At 64.0% G+C, this 21,315-nt stretch carries 20 protein-coding genes; 9 read left to right on the top strand and 11 right to left on the bottom strand.

Features of this window, described 5'->3' with window-relative positions:
- The first annotated feature begins 96 nt into the window (after positions 1-96).
- A complete protein-coding gene (locus tag F6X59_RS09220; protein ID WP_152955974.1) occupies positions 97-876 on the top strand; it encodes a TSUP family transporter in 780 nt (259 codons plus the stop codon).
- Between the two features lie 130 nt (positions 877-1,006).
- Here F6X59_RS09220 and nudC read toward each other — a convergent pair whose 3' ends face one another.
- Together nudC and F6X59_RS09210 are read right to left on the bottom strand one after the other, a co-directional pair.
- A complete protein-coding gene (gene nudC, locus F6X59_RS09215) occupies positions 1,007-1,837 on the bottom strand; it encodes an NAD(+) diphosphatase (protein ID WP_152955973.1) in 831 nt (276 codons plus the stop codon).
- 36 nt (positions 1,838-1,873) lie between these two features.
- Positions 1,874-2,686, bottom strand: a complete 813-nt coding sequence (locus F6X59_RS09210) for a crotonase/enoyl-CoA hydratase family protein (RefSeq protein ID WP_372240343.1) — start codon at positions 2,684-2,686, stop codon at positions 1,874-1,876.
- A gap of 162 nt (positions 2,687-2,848) precedes the next feature.
- On the opposite strand from F6X59_RS09210, the gene F6X59_RS09205 reads away from it, so the two are divergent.
- The 3 genes from F6X59_RS09205 (at position 2,849) to F6X59_RS09195 (ending at position 5,175) form a co-directional block, all read left to right on the top strand.
- Positions 2,849-3,484 carry a dihydrofolate reductase family protein gene (locus F6X59_RS09205; RefSeq protein ID WP_152955971.1) on the top strand — a complete coding sequence of 212 codons (636 nt, stop codon included), beginning with the start codon at positions 2,849-2,851 and terminating at the stop codon, positions 3,482-3,484.
- A 104-nt stretch (positions 3,485-3,588) separates the two neighbouring features.
- Positions 3,589-4,152, top strand: coding sequence for a lipocalin family protein (locus F6X59_RS09200; RefSeq protein ID WP_152955970.1), 564 nt, complete (start codon positions 3,589-3,591; stop codon positions 4,150-4,152).
- Between the two features lie 60 nt (positions 4,153-4,212).
- On the top strand, positions 4,213-5,175 hold the full coding sequence (locus F6X59_RS09195; protein ID WP_152955969.1) for a ribonuclease Z: 963 nt from the start codon (positions 4,213-4,215) through the stop codon (positions 5,173-5,175).
- A 39-nt stretch (positions 5,176-5,214) separates the two neighbouring features.
- On the opposite strand, the gene F6X59_RS09190 is transcribed toward F6X59_RS09195, so the two are convergent.
- Positions 5,215-6,498: a Zn-dependent hydrolase gene (locus F6X59_RS09190; protein ID WP_152955968.1), complete on the bottom strand. Its 1,284-nt coding sequence runs from the start codon at positions 6,496-6,498 to the stop codon at positions 5,215-5,217.
- An 11-nt stretch (positions 6,499-6,509) separates the two neighbouring features.
- Entirely contained in the window at positions 6,510-8,009 is a 1,500-nt protein-coding gene (locus F6X59_RS09185) for an NCS1 family nucleobase:cation symporter-1 (protein WP_152955967.1), read from the bottom strand.
- A 618-nt stretch (positions 8,010-8,627) separates the two neighbouring features.
- On the opposite strand from F6X59_RS09185, the gene hydA reads away from it, so the two are divergent.
- The 3 genes from hydA to preA all read left to right on the top strand — a co-directional run bounded on the left by hydA (position 8,628) and on the right by preA (position 12,803).
- Positions 8,628-10,067, top strand: a complete 1,440-nt coding sequence (gene hydA, locus F6X59_RS09180) for a dihydropyrimidinase (RefSeq protein WP_152955966.1) — start codon at positions 8,628-8,630, stop codon at positions 10,065-10,067.
- Positions 10,068-10,160: 93 nt separating this feature from the next.
- The gene (locus F6X59_RS09175; protein WP_372240342.1) at positions 10,161-11,528 is read left to right on the top strand and encodes an NAD(P)-dependent oxidoreductase; all 1,368 of its coding nucleotides are present in this window, start codon (positions 10,161-10,163) and stop codon (positions 11,526-11,528) included.
- On the top strand, positions 11,529-12,803 hold the full coding sequence (preA, locus tag F6X59_RS09170; protein ID WP_152955964.1) for an NAD-dependent dihydropyrimidine dehydrogenase subunit PreA: 1,275 nt from the start codon (positions 11,529-11,531) through the stop codon (positions 12,801-12,803).
- 32 nt (positions 12,804-12,835) lie between these two features.
- Here the strand turns inward: preA and F6X59_RS09165 are convergent, their stop codons facing one another.
- From F6X59_RS09165 to gnd, 7 genes are all read right to left on the bottom strand, one after another.
- Positions 12,836-13,456, bottom strand: coding sequence for a TetR/AcrR family transcriptional regulator (locus tag F6X59_RS09165; RefSeq protein ID WP_152956139.1), 621 nt, complete (start codon positions 13,454-13,456; stop codon positions 12,836-12,838).
- Complete coding sequence (locus F6X59_RS09160) at positions 13,456-13,812, bottom strand: VOC family protein (RefSeq protein WP_152955963.1); 357 nt, start codon at positions 13,810-13,812, stop codon at positions 13,456-13,458. The genes F6X59_RS09165 and F6X59_RS09160 overlap by 1 nt, the downstream gene beginning before the upstream one ends.
- A 60-nt stretch (positions 13,813-13,872) precedes the next feature.
- Positions 13,873-14,160 (bottom strand): HigA family addiction module antitoxin, encoded by a 288-nt coding sequence (locus F6X59_RS09155; RefSeq protein WP_152955962.1) that lies wholly within the window; start codon positions 14,158-14,160, stop codon positions 13,873-13,875.
- Positions 14,161-14,175: 15 nt separating this feature from the next.
- Positions 14,176-14,454 (bottom strand): type II toxin-antitoxin system RelE/ParE family toxin, encoded by a 279-nt coding sequence (locus F6X59_RS09150; RefSeq protein ID WP_152955961.1) that lies wholly within the window; start codon positions 14,452-14,454, stop codon positions 14,176-14,178.
- Positions 14,455-14,560: 106 nt separating this feature from the next.
- The gene (locus F6X59_RS09145) at positions 14,561-16,357 is read right to left on the bottom strand and encodes a glycoside hydrolase family 15 protein (protein WP_152955960.1); all 1,797 of its coding nucleotides are present in this window, start codon (positions 16,355-16,357) and stop codon (positions 14,561-14,563) included.
- Positions 16,358-16,375: 18 nt separating this feature from the next.
- On the bottom strand, positions 16,376-17,881 hold the full coding sequence (gene zwf, locus F6X59_RS09140; protein ID WP_152955959.1) for a glucose-6-phosphate dehydrogenase: 1,506 nt from the start codon (positions 17,879-17,881) through the stop codon (positions 16,376-16,378).
- Entirely contained in the window at positions 17,881-18,861 is a 981-nt protein-coding gene (gene gnd, locus F6X59_RS09135; protein ID WP_152955958.1) for a phosphogluconate dehydrogenase (NAD(+)-dependent, decarboxylating), read from the bottom strand. The genes zwf and gnd overlap by 1 nt, the downstream gene beginning before the upstream one ends.
- A gap of 204 nt (positions 18,862-19,065) precedes the next feature.
- Here gnd and F6X59_RS28380 point away from each other — a divergent pair, with 204 nt between their 5' ends.
- Both F6X59_RS28380 and glgA read left to right on the top strand, forming a co-directional pair.
- The gene (locus tag F6X59_RS28380; RefSeq protein WP_218572246.1) at positions 19,066-19,233 is read left to right on the top strand and encodes a DUF6026 family protein; all 168 of its coding nucleotides are present in this window, start codon (positions 19,066-19,068) and stop codon (positions 19,231-19,233) included.
- 519 nt (positions 19,234-19,752) lie between these two features.
- On the top strand, positions 19,753-21,312 hold the full coding sequence (glgA, locus tag F6X59_RS09130; RefSeq protein ID WP_152955957.1) for a glycogen synthase GlgA: 1,560 nt from the start codon (positions 19,753-19,755) through the stop codon (positions 21,310-21,312).
- Positions 21,313-21,315 lie beyond the last annotated feature (3 nt).

The following is a 21,315-nucleotide window of genomic DNA, read 5'->3' as shown; positions in this document are numbered from 1 at the left end:
AGGCCGGCACTGGCAACCGTTTGCGCCCAGGATTACCATGTCCCCCTTCTAGCGCGGCCTTTTGCCGCACGCCCTACCCTCTGCCTGCCAGCCACCATGCCCTTCGAACTCACCGTAGAACCGCTCACCCTGCTGATCCTCGCCCTGGTCGCCTTTGTCGCCGGCTTCATCGATGCCATCGCCGGCGGCGGCGGCCTGCTGACCACCCCGGCACTGCTCACCGCCGGCATGCCGCCGCACCTGGTGCTGGGCACCAACAAACTCAGCTCGACCTTCGGCTCGGCCACCGCCGGCTTCACCTACTACAAGCGCAAGCTGTTCCACCCGGCGCAATGGCGCCCGGCCCTGCTCGCGACGCTGCTCGGTGCCTCGATCGGCGCGGTGGTGGCCCACTACATGCCAGCCGAGTGGCTGAACAAGATGCTGCCAGTGATCGTCTTCGCCTGCGGCATCTACCTGCTGTTCGGCGGCACGCCCAAGGCACCGCTGGATGCCGATGCACCAATCAAGAAGAAATGGCAGTTTCCCCAAGGCTTCACCCTGGGTTTCTACGACGGCGTGGCCGGCCCCGGCACCGGGGCGTTCTGGACCGTGAGCACACTGCTGCTCTACCCCATCGACCTGGTCCGCGCCAGCGGCGTGGCGCGCAGCATGAACTTCGTCAGCAACATCGCGGCGCTGACGGTGTTCATCATTTCCGGGCAGGTGGACTACATCGTCGGCCTGTGCATGGGCCTGTCGGTGATGGTCGGCGCCTTCTTCGGCGCACGCACGGCGATAAGTGGCGGCAGCAAGTTCATCCGCCCGGTGTTCATCACCGTGGTGCTGGCGTTGACCGTACGCCTAGCGTGGCAGCACTGGTTCGGGCAGGCCTGATGGGCAATGACACCCCTGCTTTCCCGCCCTATCTGCGCGAGAAATGTCCTCCGCCGTCGTTGCAGGATTTGGCAATGGAATGACCATTGCCTGCATCCTGCGCCTAGTCGGTGGTCATTTCTCACTGCAGCTAGGACGGGAAAGCAGGGATGTCACTGCCCAGCCGCCTGGCCACGTACAAGTCGATCAGGTAACGGGCGATAGAGCGCCCAGCCGGCAGCGGCGGCAGGTCATGGACGCTGAACCACTTGGCATCCTCGATCTCGTCCGGCTGCATGACGATCTCGCCCCCGGCATATTCGGCATGGAAGCCCAGCATCATCGAGTGCGGGAACGGCCAGCACTGGCTGCCGACGTACTGGATGTTGCGCACCTCCACCGCCACCTCTTCGCGCACTTCGCGTACCAGGCAGTCTTCAGCGGATTCGCCCGGCTCGGCAAAGCCCGCCAGGGTGCTGTATACACCCGTGACGAAGCGCGGCGAACGGGCCAGCAGGATCTCGTCGCCCCGGGTCACCAGCACGATCATGCTCGGCGAAATGCGCGGGTAGCTGCGCAGGTCGCAGGGCTGGCAGTACATCGCCCGCTCCCAGCGAATCTGCGTCATTGCCTGGCCGCAGCTGCCGCAGAAACGGTGCTCGCGCGCCCAGGTGCCGATCTGCGCGGCATAACCGAGCACTTTGTAGATGTCGAAGTCACCCTCCAGCATGAATGCACGCAGGCCACGCCAGCTGCAACCCGGTACCTCGGTCGCGCTGCGCAGCTCCAGCAGGAATACCGGCTCGCCGTCGAAATGGCCGATGCCGTGCTCGCCCAGCACGTCCAGGTCCTGGCGCTTGAGCCAGTCGCGAGGGAACAGCGCGCCGTTGGCGTCCACCAGGAACCCTTCCGGGCTGCGGGCCACGGCCAGCCCCCCGGTGAGCTGTGGGTCGAGTACTGCGGTAGTCCAGCGAACTGACATGTCGGGGGTTCCTTTACTGCGCGTCCCCCGGCCCGGTCAGTCGGCGAACGTCGGTTTCTGTTTGCTCATGTGCGCCGCCACGGCCACGCGCAGGTCTTCGGACTGCAGCATCGCGGCGTTCCAGGTGGCGATGTAATCCAGGCCATCGTCGATGCGATGGTCACGCATGTAGCTGAGCATCTCCTTGGTGCCGGCCACAGCGATCGGCGATTTTGCGGCAATCTCGCGGGCAATGGCAAAGACCCCGTCGAGCAGCGCGGCCTGATCATCATAGACCCGGTTGACCAGGCCGATGCGCAGCGCCTCGTCGGCGTCCACATTGCGCCCGGTGAAGGCCAGCTCACGCATGATGCCGTCGCCGATGATGCGTGGCAAACGTTGCAAGGTGCCGACATCGGCGGCCATGCCCATGTCGATTTCCTTGATCGAGAATTGCGCATCGCGGCTGCAGTAGCGCATGTCGCAGGCAGAGATCAGGTCGATCGCACCGCCAATGCAATAACCCTGCACCGCCGCCAGCACCGGCTTGCGGCAGTTGTCCACGGCATTGAACGACGCCTGCAGGCGCTGGATGGTCTTGCGCAGGAAGCGGGCATTGCGGCCAACGTCCTTGCCCATCTGCCCGGCCAGCGACGCCAGCATCATCAGGTCGATACCGGCGGAAAAATGCTTGCCGGCACCGCTGATCACCACTGCACGCACGGCATCGGTGTCATCGATCCACTGGAAGATGTCGACGATTTCCGCCCAGAAGGCCGCGTTCATCGCGTTGATCTTTTCCGGGCGGTTGATCTGTACATGGGCGATGTTGTCGGTCAGTTCGACCTTGAACGCGGTGTATTCGGTCACGGGCGGCACTCCTGTGGAGATAGGGTTCACGGCGTGGATGGTAACCCAGGCAGGTGACCGTGCTTGTGCCAAAAACGGGACTGCATGCCCTGTCGAAATGGCCGCGTGCCGTTCGACCATAGGTGAATCATCAACCCCGACAGGCCTTTCAGGAGAGCCGTCATGCGCAAACTCATCGTAGCCGCCTTCGTCAGCCTCGACGGCGTCATGCAGGCCCCCGGCGGCCCACAGGAAGACAGCAGCGGCGGCTTCACCTATGGCGGCTGGCTCGTGCCCCATGCCGAGGAAGTGTTCGGCCAGGCCATGCAGGCACTGTTCAACCAGCCTTTCGAATTGCTGCTGGGAAGGCGCACCTACGATATCTTTGCCGGCTATTGGCCGAAGGTGAAGGACGATACCGAGGATTTCTCCATCGCCAACCTGTTCAACAGCGTGGCCAAGCACGTCGCTACTCATGAGCCGAGCAGCCTTGGTTGGCATAACAGCCATGCACTGGGTGCGGATATTGTTGCAGCAGTACGTACCTTGAAGCAGCAGGACGGCGCCGATCTGCTGACCCAGGGCAGTGCAAATGTGGTGCAGCAACTGCTTGCTGCCGGGCTGGTCGATGAGCTTCAGTTGCTCATTCACCCTGTGTTGCTGGGGCATGGCAAGCGGTTGTTCGGTGATGATGCGGCGCCTGGGGTTTTCAAACTGGAGCGTTCTCAGGTGACACCCAAGGGTGTGATCATTGCCCGCTATGTGCGGGTGGGTGAGGTTGAGACCGGATCGTTTGATTTGCCGCCGGAGAATGGGTGAGGGCTGACAGGCGCTGCAAATGCCAAAGCGAACCAATACAACTTTTACACCCTACCCGCATCCAATCAAAAGTAAGCCCCACACTCGCTGACAGGAGGTTTGCCATGGCGATGCGCAAGGCCCTTATGCTTTCCTGCATGACCCTGGCCCTGATGGGCTGCGTCGGTTCCAACGACGATCACCACACCCCGCCGACCACCGAACAGGTCGACCTGCACCGCTACCAGGGGACCTGGTACGAGCTGGCGCGCCTGCCGATGTTCTTCCAGCGCAACTGCGTGCAGTCCGAAGCCCATTACGGTTTGCGCGAGGATGGCCGCATCGACGTGACCAACCGCTGCAAGGAAAAGGACGGCGCATTGAACGAAGCCCGCGGCATCGCCGAAGCCCAGGTGCCGGGCCGTACCGACAAGCTCTGGGTGCGCTTCGACAACTGGTTCAGCCGCCTGGCGCCGGGGCTGACCAAGGGCGAGTACTGGGTGCTGTACCACGACAAGGACTACCGCGTGGCACTGGTCGGCCACCCCAACCGCGAATACCTGTGGCTGCTGTCGCGCACGCCGGCAATCACCGACCAGACCCGCGACCAGCTGTTGGCGCTGGCCCAGAAGCAGGGCTACGACACCAGCAAGCTGATCTGGCGTCAGGACGCCCCTGCCGAGCCCTGAGCATCGACGCCCTGCAGCATTCCGTCTAAGGTGTGGCTCCCCCACGCATGGAGCAAAACATTGGACCTGCAGTTTCTGGGCACCTCCTCCGGGGTGCCCACCAAAGCCCGTAATGTCAGCGCCACCGCCGTCATCGAAGCCAGCGGCAAACACTGGTACCTGGTCGATTGCGGCGAAGGTACCCAGCACCAGCTGCTGCACAGTTCGCTGTCGGTACGCGACCTGCGCGGCATCTTCATCACCCATGTGCATGGCGACCATTGCTTCGGCCTGCCGGGGCTGCTGGCCAGTGCCGGGATGGGTGGGCGCAGCGAACCACTGGACCTGATCCTGCCCGCCGCCTTGCAGGACTGGGTGCGCCTGAGCCTGGCGGCGAGCGAAACCTACCTGCCGTTCGAACTGCGCCTGTTGCCGGTCGAGCACCTGGGGCACTGGCACAGCGAGCACATCCAGGTCAGTACCGTGCAGCTGTCGCACCGAGTGCCGAGCGTTGGCTTCGTGTTTACCGAACTGAACCCTGAACCACGCCTGGATATTCAGCGGCTGGAGGCCGAAGGGATCCCGCGTGGGCCGTTGTGGGGTGACCTGGCCAAGGGCCTGGCGGTCGAGCATGACGGGCAGCAGCTTGAGCCGCGAGACTACCTGAAAGCCTCTCGACCACCGCGGCGGGTGATCGTCTGTGGCGATAACGACAACCCGGAATTACTTGCCGAGGCCGCCAGGGACGCAGATGTGCTGGTGCATGAGGCAACCTATACCCAGCCCATCGTCGAGCGCAGTGGCAATACGTTTGGCCACAGCACGGCGGCGGCAGTGGCGCAGTTTGCTGAAGCGGCCGGGGTGCGTAATCTGGTGTTGACGCATTTCAGTGCGCGGTATCAGGGGGATCCTAAGCGCAGCCCGTGCATCGATGATGTGCGTGATGAAGCGTTGGCTCACTACAGCGGGCATCTGACCTTGGCGCAGGACCTGCAGCGTTACCATATCGGGCGTGATGGGTGCCTGGTGGCCGTTTCGTCTTGAGATCGCCGGGGCCGCTTTGCGGCCCCGGTCAGAGCGTTGCTATGCCGCCAGCCGCCCGCTGGCGATCGCCTCCGACGCCGCCAGCATGGCCCGCAGCAACACGGCACAACCCGCCGCCAGGTCTTCTGGCGTGGCGTTCTCGATCTCGTTGTGGCTGATGCCATTCTCGCAAGGCACGAAGATCATCCCCGCCGGCCCCAACTCGGCCAGGAAGATCGCGTCATGCCCTGCCCCGCTGACGATGTCCATGTGCGGCAACCCCAGTGCTTGCGCCGACTGGCGTACGGCATCGACGCAACCGCGGTCGAAGTACAGCGCCGGGAAGTCTGCCGTGGGGATCAGTTCATGGCTCAAGCCATGCTTGGCACAGGTCGCCTCGATCACCGCGCGCACTTCGGCGATCATCGCATCCAGCTGGTCGCCTTCCAGATGGCGGAAGTCCAGGGTCATGCGCACCTCCCCCGGGATCACGTTGCGCGAGCCGGGGTAGGCCTGCAGGCAACCGACCGTGCCACAGGCGTGCGGCTGATGCGCATGGGCGGTGCGGTTGACCGCTTCGACCACGGCTGCGGCGCCCACCAGGGCGTCCTTGCGCAGGTGCATCGGCGTGGGCCCGGCGTGGGCTTCGACGCCGCGCAGGGTCAGGTCGAACCACTTCTGCCCGAGGGCACCGAGCACCACACCGATGGTCTTGGCCTGGTCCTCAAGGATCGGCCCCTGTTCGATATGCGCTTCGAAGTAGGCGCCTACCGGGTGCCCGAGCACCGCGCGCTGGCCGGCATAGCCGATGGCGTTCAGCGCCTCGCCGACCGACACGCCCTGGGCATCACGCTTGGCCAGGGTTTCTTCCAGGGTGAACTTGCCGGCGAACACACCCGACCCCATCATGCAGGGCGCAAAACGCGAGCCTTCTTCGTTGGTCCACACCACCACTTCCAATGGGGCCTCGGTCTCGATGCCCAGGTCGTTGAGGGTACGCAGCACTTCCAGCCCGGCCATCACGCCGAAACAGCCATCGAACTTGCCGCCGGTTGGCTGGGTGTCGATATGGCTGCCGGTCATCACCGGTGGCAACTTGGGGTTACGCCCCGGGCGGCGGGCGAAGATGTTGCCCACCGCATCGACGCTGACGCTGCAACCGGCAGCCTCGGTCCATTGGACGAACAGGTCGCGAGCCTGGCGGTCAAGGTCGGTCAGGGCCAGCCGGCACACGCCCCCCTTGGCGGTGGCGCCGAGACGGGCAAGTTCCATCAGCGATTGCCACAGGCGTGCGCTGTCGACGTGGCGCTCGGTGGATTTCAGGACATGCTGGGATTGGCTCATGGTGTTTCTCCTCAGGCATTTTTATTGGTTTGCACTGGCGCGATCGCCGGCCCGTGCACCGCCATACCGCCCAGGGCGTAGTACAGCGCCCCGCCCAGCAGCGACCCGGTGAACCAGCCATAGTCGTAGAACCAGCTGAAACTGCTGTTGCCGATGGCCAGCACGGTCAATGCCACCGGGAAGGCGAACGCGACGAAACCGGCCCAGTTCCATGCTGGGTACACGTCGTCGCGGTACAGCCCGGCCAGGTCCAGGCGCTGGCGGCGGATCAGGAAGTAGTCCACCACCATGATCCCGGCGATCGGCCCGAGCAGGCTGGAGTAGCCCAGCAACCAGTTGGAATAGACGCTCTCCAGGCTCAGGTCAGAAACGATCCAGCCCAGTTTCTTCAGCAACTCGTGGCTCATCAGCGCCAGGCCGATGAAACCGGTCAGCCACACGGCGCGGCTGCGCCCGATCAGGCGCGGGGCGATGTTCTGGAAGTCATTGGTCGGCGAGACGATGTTGGCGGCGGTGTTGGTCGACAGCGTGGCGATCACGATCAGCGCCATGGCCAGCGCCACCCAGCCGGGGCTGTGGATCTTGCCGATGAGGGTGACCGGGTCGGACACCGTTTCGCCCACCAGCGATGCCGAGGCTGCGGTCATCACCACGCCCAGCGAGGCGAACAGGAACATGGTCAGCGGCAGGCCGAAGATCTGCCCGAGAATCTGGTCCTTCTGGCTTTTCGCATAACGGCTGAAGTCCGGAATGTTCAGCGACAAGGTAGCCCAGAAGCCGACCATGGCAGTGAGCCCGGCGCAGAAGTAACCGACCACGCTGGCGCCTTCCGGGCGCTTGGGTGGCTGCGCCAGCAGTTCGCTCATCGACATGTGCGGCAAGGCCCAGAACAGCAGGCCGAACCCAACCGCCACCAGCAGCGGTGCCGACAGTGTTTCCAGCCATTTGATCGACTCGGCACCACGCAGCACCACCCACAGGTTCAGCGCCCAGAAGATCATGAAACCGATCACCTCGCCGGTACCGCCCAGCGCCTTCCAGCCGTCGAAGATCGAGCCGAGGAACAGGTGGATGGCCAGGCCGCCGAACATCGTCTGGATGCCGAACCAGCCACAGGCCACCACCGCGCGGATCAGGCACGGTACGTTGGAGCCGAGGATGCCGAACGACGAGCGCAGCAGCACCGGGAACGGGATGCCGTACTGGGTACCCGGAAAGGCGTTGAGGGTCAGCGGGATCAGCACGATGAGGTTGGCCAGCAGAATCGCCAGCAGCGCCTCGCCCACGCTCAGGCCGAAGTAAGCCGTGAGCACGCCGCCGAGGGTGTAGGTGGGCACGCAGATGGACATGCCCACCCACAGCGCGGTGATGTGCCATTTGTTCCAGGTGCGCTGGTGCACCTTGGTCGGCGCGATGTCGTGGTTGTAGCGCGGGCTGTCGAGGACGTCACTGCCTGCGGACAGCTCGAACAGGCCTGCCTGCTCGATCACTTGCGATCTGCTCTGTTGCATGGGGCCTTCTCCAGATTTCTTCTAGTTGTTTGCTCATCGGGCTAACGCGATGGCCGGAGGACACACACCACCAGTACTGCTCCTCCGGCCCGGCCTGGCGGTTGTGGCCGTACTCAAATTGCGTGCCGGGTTGGCTTGCGCCTACCCGGCCGGCCGCCGCCGACCGGAGGTAAACAACTGATCTGCATAGCATTGTTGTGCGGCAGGCGCGGGCACGGTTATCCCCTCGCCTGGCGCTTGCGCCGCCTTGGGCCGGCCTTGGCCCCTGCAACAGGTTTCAAACTGGTGCAGCCTGGTTTTTCAACGGCGCGGCCTGCGCCTCGAAGCCAGTAATCAAGCAGCTGATTTTGCATGGAAAATCTTGACCAATTTGGCTTCTTGTCAAGTGCGTCAAAATGGTGAAAGGCCTCACCATTTTGGTGATTTCAACAATTTATCGTTAATTATCAATTAGTTATTAGAGCTATAAGCATATAAATTATTTTCTTGAACAATCCTGAAACTGCATCTAAATTCCAATCTTGTCAGGCCTGACAGGATTAACACGCCGCCTTCAGCCCCTGGCACATAACAACTTCAAGAACCGGCACAGACCGGTCAGCCTGCGAGGAAGACGGCATGTCCCTGTTGATCCGTGGCGCCACCGTGGTTACCCATGAAGAGAGCTATCCCGCCGATGTGCTGTGTGTCGATGGCCAGATCCGCGCCATCGGCAAAGACCTCGAAGCCCCGACCGAGTGCGAGATCCTCGACGGCAGCGGCCGCTACCTGATGCCCGGCGGCATCGACCCGCACACCCACATGCAGCTGCCCTTCATGGGCACGGTCGCCAGCGAGGACTTCTTCAGCGGCACCGCCGCAGGGCTGGCCGGTGGCACCACCTCGATCATCGACTTCGTCATCCCCAACCCGCAGCAATCGCTGCTGGAGGCCTTTCACACCTGGCGCGGCTGGGCACAGAAGAGTGCATCCGACTACGGCTTCCACGTCGCCATCACCTGGTGGAGCGAGCAAGTCGCCGAAGAAATGGGCGAGCTGGTCAGCAAACATGGGGTCAACAGCTTCAAGCACTTCATGGCTTACAAGAACGCCATCATGGCGGCCGACGACACCCTGGTGGCCAGCTTCGAGCGCTGCCTGCAGCTGGGCGCCGTGCCCACGGTGCACGCCGAGAACGGCGAGCTGGTCTACCACCTGCAGCAAAAATTGCTGGCCCAGGGCCTGACCGGGCCGGAAGCGCACCCGCTGTCGCGCCCTTCGCAAGTCGAAGGCGAAGCCGCCAGCCGCGCCATCCGCATTGCCGAGACCATTGGCACACCGTTGTACGTGGTACACATCTCCAGCCGTGAAGCGCTGGACGAAATCACCTACGCCCGGGCCAAAGGCCAGCCGGTGTACGGCGAAGTGCTGCCGGGCCACCTGCTGATCGACGACAGTGTCTACCGCCACCCGGACTGGGCGACCGCCGCCGGTTATGTGATGAGCCCGCCGTTCCGCCCGCGCGAGCACCAGGAGGCGCTGTGGCGCGGCCTGCAATCGGGCAACCTGCACACCACCGCCACCGACCACTGCTGCTTCTGCGCCGAGCAGAAGGCCATGGGCCGCAACGACTTCAGCCGCATCCCCAACGGCACGGCCGGCATCGAAGACCGCATGGCGGTGCTGTGGGACGCCGGGGTCAACAGCGGGCGCCTGTCGCTGCACGAGTTCGTCGCGCTGACCTCGACCAACACCGCGAAAATCTTCAACCTGTTCCCACGCAAGGGTGCCATCCGCGTCGGCGCCGACGCCGACCTGGTGCTGTGGGACCCGCAGGGCACGCGCACCATTTCCGCCCAGACCCACCACCAGCGGGTCGACTTCAACATCTTCGAAGGCCGCACCGTACGCGGCATCCCCAGCCACACCATCAGCCAGGGCAAGGTGCTCTGGGCCGATGGCGACCTGCGCGCCGAGCCTGGCGCCGGTCGTTACGTGGAGCGCCCGGCCTACCCCTCGGTGTACGAGGTGCTGGGCCGACGCGCCGAGCAACAGCGCCCGACACCCGTTCAGCGCTGACCTGACCCGCATTGCCGTACCGGCCCTCAGAGGCCGGGCGGCGCCGTATTGCCGTTGACTGCCACAACCAAAAAGAAAAGAGAGGCTACAACCGTGATCGAAGCCCTGAACCACTTGCCGCGCCCGCGTGCCGGCAGCGACCAACTGGCCGAGCGCTTTAGCGACCTGGCGCCGCCCCTCACCGCCCGCCAGGCTGCCGTCGAGAGCGCCCGCTGCCTGTACTGCTACGATGCCCCCTGCGTGAACGCCTGCCCGAGCGAAATCGACATCCCGTCGTTCATCCACCGCATCAGCGACGAGAACCTGCAAGGCGCTGCCGAGCGCATACTGTCGGCCAATATCCTCGGCGGCAGCTGCGCCCGCGTGTGCCCCACCGAGATCCTCTGCCAACAAGCCTGTGTGCGCAACAATGCCCAGGAATGCGCCCCGGTGCTGATCGGCCAGTTGCAACGCTACGCCCTGGACAATGCCCACTTCAGCGAGCACCCGTTCAAGCGCTCGCCCAGTACTGGCAAGCGCATCGCCGTGGTCGGTGCCGGCCCCGCCGGGTTGTCGTGCGCCCATCGCCTGGCCATGCACGGCCATGATGTGGTGGTGTACGAGGCCTGCGACAAGGCCGGCGGCCTCAACGAGTACGGCATCGCCCGCTACAAGCTGGTCGATGACTACGCCCAGCGCGAAGTGGAATTTCTGCTCGGCATCGGGGGGATCGAGATCCGTCACGGCCAGCGCCTGGGCGCCAACCTTGGCCTGGGCGAGTTGCGCGACCAGTACGACGCAGTGTTCCTCGGCCTGGGCCTGAACGCCGTGCGCCAGCTTGGCCTGGCCGACGAACAAGCCCCCGGCCTGCTGGCTGCCACTGCGTACATCCGTGAACTGCGCCAGGCCGACGACCTTGCGCAACTGCCACTGGCCGACCGCTGCCTGGTGATCGGCGCCGGCAACACCGCCATCGACATGGCTGTGCAGATGAGCCGCCTGGGCGCCCGCGACGTCAACCTGGTGTACCGCCGCGGTTTCGCCGACATGGGCGCCACTGGCCATGAGCAGGATATCGCCAAGGCCAACCAGGTACGCCTGCATACCTGGGCCCGCCCCGACGCCGTGCTGCTCGATGACGACGGCCACGTGCGTGGCATGCGCCTCATGCGTACCGAACTGGCCGACGACCGCCTGCGCGACACTGGCGAAACGTTCGAGCTGGCCGCCGACGCCATCTTCAAGGCCATCGGCCAGCGCTTCGACGACGCCAGCCTCGGCGACCCGGTCGCCGCGCAACTGGCGCGCGACGGCGAGCGCATCCGCGTCGACGACAACCTGCGCACCAGCCTCCCAGGCGTGTACGCCGGTGGCGACTGCACCGCCCTGGGCCAGGACCTCACCGTCCAGGCCGTGCAACACGGCAAGCTGGCCGCCGAAGCCATCCATGCCCAACTCATGCTCAACGTGGAGGCAGCGTAAATGGCCGACCTGTCCATCGAATTCGCCGGCATCAAGGCACCCAACCCTTTCTGGCTGGCCTCCGCGCCACCGACCGACAAGGCCTACAACGTGGTCCGCGCCTTCGAGGCCGGCTGGGGCGGCGTGGTCTGGAAGACCCTGGGCGAGGACCCGGCGGCGGTCAACGTGTCGTCACGTTATTCCGCGCACTACGGCCCCAACCGCCAGGTGCAGGGCATCAACAACATCGAGCTGATCACCGACCGCTCACTGGAGATCAACCTGCGGGAAATCACCCAGGTGAAGAAGGACTGGCCCGACCGCGCATTGGTCGTATCGCTGATGGTGCCGTGCGTGGAAGCGTCGTGGAAGTTCATCCTGCCGCTGGTGGAGGCCACTGGCGCCGATGGTATCGAGCTGAACTTCGGCTGCCCCCACGGCATGCCTGAGCGCGGCATGGGCGCGGCGGTCGGCCAGGTGCCGGAGTACGTGGAGATGGTCACCCGCTGGTGCAAGATGCACTGCTCGCTGCCGGTGATCGTCAAGCTCACGCCAAACATCACCGACATTCGCCAGTCGGCCCGGGCGGCCTATCGCGGCGGCGCGGATGCGGTGTCGCTGATCAACACCATCAACTCGATCACCAGCGTCGACCTGGACCGCATGGTCGCCCACCCCATCGTCGGCGACCAGAGTACCCATGGCGGCTACTGCGGCTCGGCGGTCAAGCCGATTGCGTTGAACATGGTCGCCGAAATCGCCCGCGACCCGGAAACCCGCGGGTTGCCGATCTGCGGCATCGGCGGGATCGGCAACTGGCGCGATGCTGCCGAGTTCATCGCCCTGGGCAGCGGTGCGGTGCAGGTGTGTACGGCGGCGATGCTGCATGGCTTCCGCATTGTCGAAGACATGCAGGATGGCCTGGCGCGCTGGATGGACCAGCACGGCCACCGCAACCTTGAGGCTTTCCGCGGGCAGGCCGTGGGGCACACCACCGACTGGAAGTACCTGGACATCAACTACAAGTCGGTGGCGCATATCGACCAGGAGGCCTGTATTGGCTGTGGGCGTTGCCATATTGCCTGTGAGGATACTTCGCACCAGGCGATTGCCAGCACCTTGAAGGCTGATGGGACACATGCCTACAACGTGATCGAGGACGAATGCGTGGGCTGCAACCTGTGCCAGATCACCTGCCCGGTGGAGAACTGCATCGAGATGGTCGCGCAGGATACCGGTAAGCCTTACTTGAACTGGACGCAGGATCCGCGCAACCCCTACCGCGAGGCTGGTTGAAGCCATTGGGGCCGCACAGCGGCCCCGTTCACTCATGGCTCCAGCCCGATCCCGCGCAAGATCACACAAGTCACCGTCTGCACCGCACTTTCGAACGCCCTGTCGGACAATGGCTCACCTTCGTTGAGCAACGCCACCTGGTAACCAAAGTCGGCATAGTGCTGGGTCGACGCCCAGATCATGTAAAGCAGCGCCGAAGGCTCCACCGACAGGATGCGCCCCTCCGTCACCCAGCGACGGATCTTGTCCTCCTTGAGCTTCGCCCACGGCACAAGGCTCTCCGCCAGGTTCACCCCCAGCACCGGCGCCCCATGCAGCATCTCCTCGGCCCAGATCTTCGAACCCAGCGGCCGTGAACGCGAATGGCCCATCTTGGCGCGGATGTAGCTGGTCAGCACCACCCGCGGGTCGTCGAAGTTCTCGAAGCACAGCGCGTCCTGCTTCCACACATCCAGCAGGTCCTGCAGCACTGCGCGGAACAGCTCGTCCTTGGTACTGAAGTAATAATGCAGGTTGGAACGCGGCAGCTCGGCCTGCTCGGCGATGTCACCCATCGAGGTGGCGCCATAACCCTTTTCGGCAAACACCTTTTCTGCGGCGACGAGGATCTTCTCGATATTGCGACGGCGAATTTCGATCTTGTGGTTGGCCATCAGGCTTGGGCCGTCCACACAGCAAGTTCGTATCCGTCCGGGTCGATGAAATGGAAACGGCGACCACCCGGGAAGGCAAAGGTAGCCCGGCTGATTGTCGATCCGGCGGCCTCGACCCGCTGTTGCGTGCCTTCCAGGTCGTCGGCATAAAGGATGATCAGTGGCCCGCCCGGCCGCACCGCTTCGCCAGTGGTGAAGCCGCCGGTCAAGCGCCCATCGCTGAACTCGGTATAGGTCGGCCCGTAGTCGGTGAAGCGCCAGCCGAACACGCTACCGTAGAAAGCCTTGCTCCGTGCGATGTCGCTGACGTTGAATTCGATGTTGTCGATCTGCCGATCGTGGCCACGAACGCTCATGCGTGCTCCTTGCCGAATGGGGGTTGCCCTAGTCTACTCCGGTACTTTCCCCCGATTGAATCAGGCCGCCTGAAATAACCGGGCGATGACGGGCTGCTGACGATGGCGGGCCTGCCAGATGTCATAGTCGGCCTGGATGGCGAGCCACATCCGAGCTGTACTGATACCTGCCATTTCCAGACGCAGCGCCAGGTCTGGCGACATGGCCGCACGGCCATGCAGTACCCGCGAAAGCGCTTCTCGAGAAAACCCCAGATGCGTTGCGAAAGCCTTTACCGTCAGGCCGAGCGCTGGCAATACATCCTCACGCAAGGTTTCGCCGGGATGTGGCGGATTGTGCAAAGGCATGATCAGCCCTCCTGTTCAGTGATAATCAAGGTAATCGACCCATTCGACATCCGAACCCACGAAACGAAAGATCAGCCTCCAGTTGCCGCAAACACTCACTGACCAGAAGCCCGACAGCTCCCCCTTGAGCGGATGCAGTTGCCAACCTGGCAGGTTCAAGTCCTGCGCGATGATGGCGCGTTCCAGAAATTGCAGCTGTCGCTTCAGGCGTTTTGCATGAGTGGCCTGAATACCTCGGGTGTTGCCCGTTTCGTAAAAGAATCGCAGTCCCTTGTGTCGAAAACTGATGATCATGGGTAGCTCGCCGTGTCCATTTGGGAGTGCGGCAGAGTGTGACCCCATACATCACACGAATCAAAGTATCATGTGTGACGCAATGCGTCACACACTAAATTCATCGCTAGCCACATCGTGCCCGATCGCGCACCGGGCATTGCGCCCGATGCAGGTTCAGCGCCGTGTTGATGATGCCGATATGGCTGAACGCCTGGGGGAAGTTGCCGAGCATGCACTTGCCGGCCGGGTCGTACTGCTCAGCCAGCAGGCCGACGTCGTTGCACAGGCCGGTGAGCTTCTCGTACAGCGCCTGGGCCTCGGCCTCGCGCCCCAGCAGCACGTACACATCGGCCAACCAGAACGAGCACACCAGGAACGTGCCCTCCCCTGGGGTCAGCCCGTCGCTGCAGCTGTCGCTGTCGTAGCGCAGCAGCAGGCCGTTCTTCAGCAACCGTTGCTCGATCTGCGCCAGGGTGCGCTGAAAGCGCGGATCCTCCACTGGCAGAAAGCCGGTCAGGGCGATCTGCAACAGGCTGGCGTCCATCTCGGCCGAGCCATAGGCCTGGACGAAGTGCTGGCCGCCAGCATCGAGCCCTTGCGCGCAGACCTCGCGATGAATCTCGTCGGCCACCTGCCGATAGTGTCGGCCCTGCTCGCGGCCTTGCTCGGTGGTGTCGGCCAGCCCCGCCGCGCGGTCGAAGGCGACCCAGGCCATGACCTTGGAGTGGACGAAATGCTGACGGCCACCGCGCACTTCCCACAGCCCTTCGTCAGGCTCGCGCCAGATACGCTCGACATAGGGCAGGATCAGCCGGGAGATCGCCGCACTGCGCGGGTGGCGCGGCAGGCCACCCTTGATCGCCTGGGTCATGGCATCGGCCAGTTCGCCGTAGATATCCAGTTGCACCTGCTCGGAAGCCGCGTTGCCGACCCGCACCGGCTGCGAGTGTTCGTAGCCCGCCAGCCACGGCAAGGTGTACTCCTGCAGGTCACGCTCGCCCGCCAGGCCATACATGATCTGCATCTGCTCGGGGTTGCCGGCTACCGAGCGCAGCAGCCACTCACGCCAGGCCTGGGCTTCATCGAAGTAGCCGAGGTTCATGAAGGCCAGCAAGGTCATGGTGGCGTCGCGCAGCCAGCAGAAGCGGTAGTCCCAGTTGCGCTCGTGGCCGATGCTTTCGGGCAGCGAGGTGGTGACCGCTGCGACGATGCCGCCGGTGGGCGCGTAGGTCATGGCCTTGAGGGTGAGCAGCGACCGGCGCACCAGACCGGTGTAGGGGCCCACTTCAGGGCAACGGTCGGCAAACGCCTGCCAGTGCCTGAGGGTGTGTTGCAGGGCATGGTCGATGTCGCAGTCGGGCTGCACCGGCAAATGCGAGGGCTGGTGACGCAGGCTGAAGATCTGGCGCTCACCTGCAGCCACGCGAAAACGGGCGACGGTGTGGTGGTCGAGGCCGTGGGGTACCACGCTGCTGCGCAGGATCACGCGATCGGGGCCGGCCACCGCACTGAGCGTCAGCGGGTCGATTTTCTCTACCCAGGGCACGCTGCGACCGTAGTCGAAGCGCAGTACCAGGTCCATTTCGAAGTTGGTCTCGCCGGCCACGCCCTCGACGATGCGCACCACCGAGTTGACCTCGTCCAGCGGCATGAAGTCGAGCACCCGGGCGCGGCCGCTGGCAGTGACCCAGGTGGTTTCCAGCACCAGGGTGTCGCCCAGGTACTGGCGGCTGGTGTGCTCGACGGGGTCGCTGGGTGCCACGCGCCAGCGGCCGTTCTCTTCGTTGCCCAGCAGTGCGGCGAACACGGCCGGGGCGTCGAAGCGCGGCAGGCACAACCAGTCGATCGAGCCGTCGCGGCTGACCAGGGCGGCGCTGCGGCAGTTGCCGAGCAGGGCGTAGTCTTCGATGTGGGCGGGCATTGCACCTCCTGTATGGCGTCACCCCAACTTGTGCCACTCACGCTTGTCGCGAGTCAGCAACTCAGTGCCAGCTTCAGGGCCATCCTCGCCCGCCGGGTACTCATGCACCTCGCCGCCCTGGGCCCAGGCATCGAGAAACGGCTGTACCGCGCGCCAGCCGTTCTCGATGTTGTCGGCCCGCTGGAACAAGGTCTGGTCGCCGGTCAGGCAGTCGTAGATCAGCGTTTCGTAACCGGTGGCCGGGGTCATCTTGAAGAAGTCCTTGTAGGCAAAGCCCAGCTCGATGTTCTCCATCACCAGCTCCGGCCCCGGCCGCTTGGCCTGCAGGTCGAACCACATGCCTTCGTTGGGCTGGATCTGGATCTTCAGGTAATTGGGCTTGGGCCGCTCCAGCTCCGACTCGCGAAACTGCGCGTAGGGCGCCGGCTTGAAGCAGATGGCGATCTCGGTGTCGCGCACGCTCATGCGCTTGCCGGTGCGCAGGTAGAACGGCACCCCGGCCCAGCGCCAGTTGTCGATCATCACCTTGAGCGCCACGTAGGTTTCGGTCTGGCTGTCGGGGGCGACGTTGCTTTCCTGGCGATAGCCCGGCAGCGGCTTGCGGCCCTGCTTGCCTGCCACGTATTGACCCCGCACCGAGTTCTTCAGGGCCATCTTCGCCGTCCAGGGGCGGATGGCACCGATCACCTTGGCCTTCTCGCCTCGCACGGCATCGGCCCCAAACGCCGCCGGAGGCTCCATCGCCACCATCGCCAGCAGCTGGAACAGGTGGTTGGGCACCATGTCGCGCAGGGCACCGGTGGTGTCATAGAACGCGCCGCGGGTCTCGACACCGACCGTCTCGGCGGCGGTGATCTGCACATGATCGATGTAGTGGTTGTTCCAGAACGACTCGAACAGGCCGTTGGAGAAACGGCTGACCAGAATGTTCTGCACCGTTTCCTTGCCCAGGTAATGGTCGATACGGTAGATCTGCCGCTCGCTCATCACTTTCAACAGGCAGGCGTTGAGCGCCTCGGCACTGGCCAGGTCGGTGCCGAAGGGCTTCTCCACCACCACACGCCGGAAGCCACCGGCCGACTCGTCGAGCAGCCCGGCTTCGCCCAGGCGCTTAGCCACCTCGGGGAAGAAACGCGGCGAAGTGGCCAGATAGAAGATGGCGTTGCCGTGGCGGGTTTTCTCGATGCGCTTGGCCAACGCCGCATAGGTCGCCGGGTCGAGGAAGTCTCCGGTCTGGTAGTCCAGGCGCTTGGCCAGACGTGCCCAGAGCGTTTCGTCGAGGCACTTGGCAGCGCCCTCGCCGCCTTTGTCGCGCGCCTGCATGAAGGCATGCAGGCGCTCGGCGAATTCATCGGCCGTGGCCGGGTTGTGGTCAACGCCGACGATGCGCAGGTTGCGGTCGAGCAAACCGTCACGGCTGAGGTTGTAAAGCGCCGGCATCAGCAGGCGCTTGACCAGGTCACCGTTGGCGCCAAACAGGAACAGCGTGCAGGGCGGAGCAGCAGGAATGGTCTGTTTGGTCATCAGTCTTTTTTCTCGACGTGACCACCGAAGCCCAGGCGCATGGCCGAGAGAATCTTGTCAGCATAGGTGCCCTGCTGCTGGCGCGAGCGGAAGCGGGCGAACAGCGCGCTGGACAGCACCGGTACCGGCACCGCCTGTTCGACGGCGGCGTCGATGGTCCAGCGGCCTTCGCCACTGTCGGACACCGAGCCACTGAACTGCGCCAGCTGCGGGTCGGCCACCAGCGCATCGGCGGTGAGGTCGAGCAGCCAGGAGGTGACCACGCTGCCACGGCGCCAGACCTCGGCGATCTCGGCCACGTTCAGGTCGAAGCGCTGGTCTTCCGGCAGTTCGTTGCCACCCTTGCTGCGCAGCAGGTCGAAGCCTTCGGCGTAAGCCTGCATCAGGCCGTATTCGATACCGTTGTGCACCATCTTCACGTAGTGCCCGGCGCCGGGCGGGCCGGCATGGATATAGCCATGCTCGGCACGCGCGTGCTCACCGCTGCGGCCGTGGGTACGCGCAATGTCGCCGACGCCCGGCGCCAGTGCCTTGAACAGCGGCTCCAGGCGCTCGAACACGTCCTTCTCACCACCGATCATCATGCAATAGCCACGGTCCAGGCCCCACACACCGCCAGAGGTGCCGACGTCCAGATAATGCAGGCCGCGCTTGCCCAGTTCGGCCGCACGGCGCATGTCATCCTTATAGAAGGTGTTGCCGCCGTCGATGATGGCATCGCCCGGTTCCAGCAGCTCGGCCAGCTGGGCAATGGTCTGCTCGGTGGGTTCACCGGCCGGCAGCATCACCCACACCGCGCGTGGCGCCTTGAGCTTCTGCACCAGCGCGCCAAGGTCGTGGGCACCCTGGGCGCCCTCGCCTTCCAGCCCGACGATGGCATCACGGTTACGGTCATGGACCACGGTGCGGTGGCCGGCGCGCATCAGCCGCCTTGCAATATTGCCGCCCATGCGGCCCAGCCCGACGATTCCCAATTGCATGAGCCGATGCTCCCCTTACGAAATGGATGACAAACACAGTTCAACTTTTCAGATTAGTCCAGCACGGCGCCCGAGGGTTCAGCGACGAACGGCGTGACAACGTTAACCAAAAAAGTTCCCATGGGCAGCGAAAGAATTCAGAATGCGCGCCGCGTGAAGCGTCTACGCTTTAACTGTCACCAGCCAAAACCGCGAGGTGTGCTCATGGGTACCTTGATGCCTGCTACTCCAACCCAGACCCTCTATGTCTCCGTGCGCCGCGATGAGCTGCGCAAGTTGAAGGACGAACGTGACCAGCTGCGCCAGCAGGTCGCTCAATTGCACATGCTGCTGGAACAGGCGCGTAGCGACGGCAAAATCGTCAGCCTCTGATTCATCCCCTCCCCTGGTGGGAGCTTCGCGCTCCCACACTGCTGAATTCCCGCCCCATCATGGTGCATGAAACGCTGGCCAGCCACCCCATGGCGCACGCGTCAAACAGCCTTGCCCCACCCTCGAACAGCCCTGTTCATATTCGGTCACACACGCCAACGTTTGCGTCTATCTCGCGTCATAACGAAAGTGACCAGTGGGTCACCTTTTTATCTCCGGCTCTCCTACACTGAGGTTTCGGCCCGCCATTTGCTCAGAGGAAGAGCGACGTAAAAAAGTCGAACTTTTGGAAACGGTGGTGGGTCAGCAACTAAGTAGGCCAAATGCAATAGGACTTCCTTCGCAAGGCCCGACCCCAACCAGCCCAATCGCCTTCGGCCGGAATGCTGATCGTGTTGTGCCTGCGCGCACGACTTCGGGGCATGGATAGCTATACGCAACTATCGAATCAGAGAGAACCCGCACGAGATAACACCAAGGGTGCCAGCACCCTGCCAACACTTAGGGACGGAGAGAAGTATGATCAGTGCCGCTGTCGAGCCTCACGTAGATTCATTCAACCCGGACAACCGCGATCCGCTCACCCCGGACTTCGCCAAGACAGGCACGGCACCCGGCGCCCAGCGCCAGCACAACCCGAACAAGCGCAAGATCCTGTTCGTCACCTCGGAGATCGCCGACCTGGTCAAGACCGGCGGCCTTGGCGACGTTTCTGCGGCGCTGCCGCGCGCCTTGGCGCACCTGCACGATGTACGGGTGCTGATCCCCGGCTACCGCCAGGTGATGGAAAGCGACAACCCGATTCATATCGTCGGCGAACTCGGCGGCCACGCGGCCCTGCCACCGTGCAAGATCGGCCGCATGGACATGGCCGACGGGCTGGTCATCTACGTGCTGATCTGCCCCGAGCTGTACCAGCGCGACGGCACCCCCTATGGTGCCAACAACGGCCGCGACTGGCCCGACAACCACATCCGTTTTGCCCGCCTGGGCCTGGCCGCAGCCGAGATTGCTGCAGGCGAAGGCAGGATCCACTGGCAACCCGAAGTGGTGCATGCGCATGACTGGCCTGCCGGCCTGGCACCGGCCTACATGCACTGGCGCGGGCTGAACACGCCAACCTTGTTCACCATTCACAACCTGGCGTATCAAGGCGTCTACAGCCGCGGCTGCAGCCCCGAGCTGGCGATCCCTGACCATGCCATGCAGCAAGAAGGCATGGAGTTCTACGGCAAACTGTCGTTCCTCAAGGCCGGCCTTGCCTACTCCAGCCACATCACCACGGTCAGCGCCACCTACGCCCAGGAAATCACCACCCCGGAATTCGGCTGCGGGCTCGATGGCTTCCTGGCCAGCAAGGCCCAGCAAGGCCTGCTCGGCGGCATCCCCAACGGCATCGACGAAAGCTGGGACTCGGCCACCGACCAGCACCTGCAGCACAACTTCAGCATCAACGACTGGGACGGCAAGGCACGCAATACCGCCGAAGTGCGCAAGCTGTTCGAACTGGAGCCGTGCGAAGGGCCACTGTTCGCCGTGGTCTCGCGGCTGGTCTACCAGAAAGGCCTGGACCTGACCCTGGGCGTTGCCGACTACATCGTCGAGCAAGGCGGGCAGATCGCGATCATCGGCCGCGGCGAGCCGGAAGAAGAACAGGCCATGCGCGAGCTGGCCCTGCGTCACCCTGGCCGCATTGGCGTGCGCATCGGTTTCAACGAAACCGATGCCCGGCGCATGTTCGCCGGCAGCGACTTCCTGCTGATGCCTTCGCGCTACGAGCCCTGCGGCCTGAGCCAGATGTATGCCCAGCGCTTCGGCTCGCTGCCGGTGGCGCGCAACACCGGCGGCCTGGCCGACACCATCGAGAATGGCGTCACCGGCTTCCTGTTCGATGAGTCGACCTTCGAGAGCTACCGCGAAGCGCTGAGCCGCGCCTTCTACACCTATGGCAAGAAGGACTTGCTCAATGCCATGCGCTGCCTGTCGATGACCCAGCCGTTCAACTGGTGCCAGGCGGTGGAACCCTATGCCCGCCTCTACGAGGACCTGGTCAAGCAGGCACACCTGAGCCATTACTGAGCG

Origin of the sequence: Pseudomonas sp. MN1F (assembly GCF_009391885.1) — a bacterium.
Lineage (GTDB): Bacteria > Pseudomonadota > Gammaproteobacteria > Pseudomonadales > Pseudomonadaceae > Aquipseudomonas.
This window is presented reverse-complemented; position numbering and strand designations above follow the sequence as displayed.